General features: G+C 68.1%; 1 protein-coding gene and 1 pseudogene. Both read left to right on the top strand.

All coding sequences use genetic code 11. From position 1 onward, the window contains the following. On the top strand, positions 1 to 1,456 hold a 1,456-nt coding region (locus ACWD68_RS41745), incomplete at its 5' end, for a M4 family metallopeptidase (RefSeq protein WP_451811695.1). 310 nt (positions 1,457 to 1,766) lie between these two features. Continuing rightward, positions 1,767 to 2,362, top strand: a pseudogene (locus tag ACWD68_RS41740) (M4 family metallopeptidase); the annotation flags it as partial.

The following is a 2,362-nucleotide window of genomic DNA, read 5'->3' as shown; positions in this document are numbered from 1 at the left end:
GACCGTCGTCGGCGGCCTCCAGGACGACGGCACCCCCAACGAGCTGCACGTCATCACCGACGCCGCCACCGGCAAGAAGCTCTACGAGTACCAGGCCATCAAGAACGGCATCGGCAACACCCAGTACAGCGGTCAGGTGACCCTGACGACCACGCAGTCGGGCTCCACCTACACGCTGAACGACGGTGCGCGCGGCGCCCACAAGACGTACAACCTGAACCGAGGGACGTCGGGCACCGGCACGCTGTTCTCGCAGACGAGCGACACCTGGGGCAACGGCACCACGTCGAACGCCGCGACGGCCGGCGCCGACGCCCACTACGGCGCCGCGGAGACCTGGGACTTCTACAAGAACACCTTCGGCCGCAGCGGCATCAAGAACAACGGCGTGGGAGCGTACTCGCGCGTCCACTACGGCAACGCGTACGTCAACGCGTTCTGGGACGACGGCTGCTTCTGCATGACGTACGGCGACGGGTCCGGGAACGCCGACCCGCTGACGTCGCTGGACGTGGCGGGCCACGAGATGAGCCACGGCGTCACCTCCAACACCGCGGGGCTCAACTACTCGGGTGAGTCCGGCGGTCTGAACGAGGCGACCTCCGACATCTTCGGAACCGGCGTCGAGTTCTACGCCAACAACTCCTCCGACGTGGGCGACTACCTCATCGGCGAGAAGATCGACATCAACGGCGACGGCACCCCGCTGCGCTACATGGACAAGCCGAGCAAGGACGGCGGCTCCAAGGACTCCTGGTACTCCGGTGTCGGCAACGTCGACGTGCACTACTCGTCCGGCGTCGCGAACCACTTCTTCTACCTGCTGAGCGAGGGCAGCGGCGCCAAGGTCATCAACGGCGTCAGCTACAACTCGCCCACCTCCGACGGGCTTCCGGTCACCGGCATCGGCCGGGACAAGGCGCTGCAGATCTGGTACCGCGCGCTCACCACCAAGTTCGTCTCGACCACCAACTACGCGGCGGCCCGCACCGGCACGCTCGCGGCGGCGGGTGAGCTGTACGGCACGACGAGCGCCGAGTACACGGCGGTGCAGAACGCCTGGGCGGCCGTGAACGTCGGTTCACGTCCGGGCGGTGGCGGCGGCGGTACGTCGTTCGAGAACACGGCCGACGTATCGATTCCGGACAACGGCGCGGCGGTCACCTCGTCGGTCACGGTCAGCGGCCGGACCGGCAACGCCCCGTCGAACCTCGCGGTCGCCGTGGACATCGTGCACACCTGGCGCGGTGACCTGGTGATCGATCTGGTGGCCCCCGACGGCTCCACGTACCGCCTGAAGAACTTCAGTTCGTCCGACTCGGCGGACAACGTGAACGCGACCTACACGGTCAACGCGTCCTCCGAAGTAGCCAATGGCACCTGGAAACTGAAGGTCCAGGACCAGGCGGCCCAGGACACCGGCTACATCAACAGCTGGAAACTGACCTTCCCGTAGACCGCGGCGGAAGCCGGCAGGAAGACAGCGCGCCAGGGCGCCGTCCCGGAGGTTCGACTCCCCGGGACGGCGCCCTCTTTTGCCCGCGGGGAGGTTTGCTTTGACCCTCCCTTGACGGCGGCCGGCGAGGCGCCCGGCCACCCGACTGTTCACCTGATCGACGATTTTCGGCCAAGGTCCTTATGGACTCCTGACATGTACGCGTCTGGGATGGCACGCTTCCACCGCACGGCTCACCCGCACCGCAACTTCACCATCGTCCCTCCGGCCACCCCACGCCGTTCGGACGCCCCCACAAGAAGGAGCTTGCGTGACTCCCCTCTACGCGCGTCACAAGCGCACCACTCTGGCCATCGCCACCGCAGTCGCGGCCGGAGCCCTGCTCACCACCGGTCTGACCACCGGTGCCGCCGCCCAGACCGCGGCGCTCCCGTCCGGCAAGACCACCCCCCTCGCCGGTTCGCCCGTCCTGCTCTCCGACTCCGCGCGCACCGCGCTCATCCAGAAGGCCGACGCCGCCACGGTGGAGACGGCCCAGCAGATAGGCCTCGGTGCCAAGGAGAAGCTGGTCGTCAGAGACGTCGTCAAGGACGTCGACGGCACCCTCCACACCCGCTACGAGCGCACCTACAACGGACTTCCGGTCCTCGGCGGCGACCTCGTCGTCCACGAGACCAAGGCCGGCAAGACCGCGGGCGTGACGAAGGCGACGAAGACGGCCATCAAGGTCGCCTCGCTCAAGCCGCTGGTCACGACCGCGAAGGCCGAGAAGCAGGCGCTCACCGCCGCGAAGGCGGCCGGCTCGGCCAAGACCGCCGCCGACAAGGCGCCCCGCAAGGTGATCTGGGCCGCCTCCGGCAAGCCGACCCTCGCCTACGAGACCGTCGTCGGCGGCCTCCAGGACGA

This window comes from Streptomyces sp. NPDC005141 (assembly GCF_053599975.1).
This window is presented reverse-complemented; position numbering and strand designations above follow the sequence as displayed.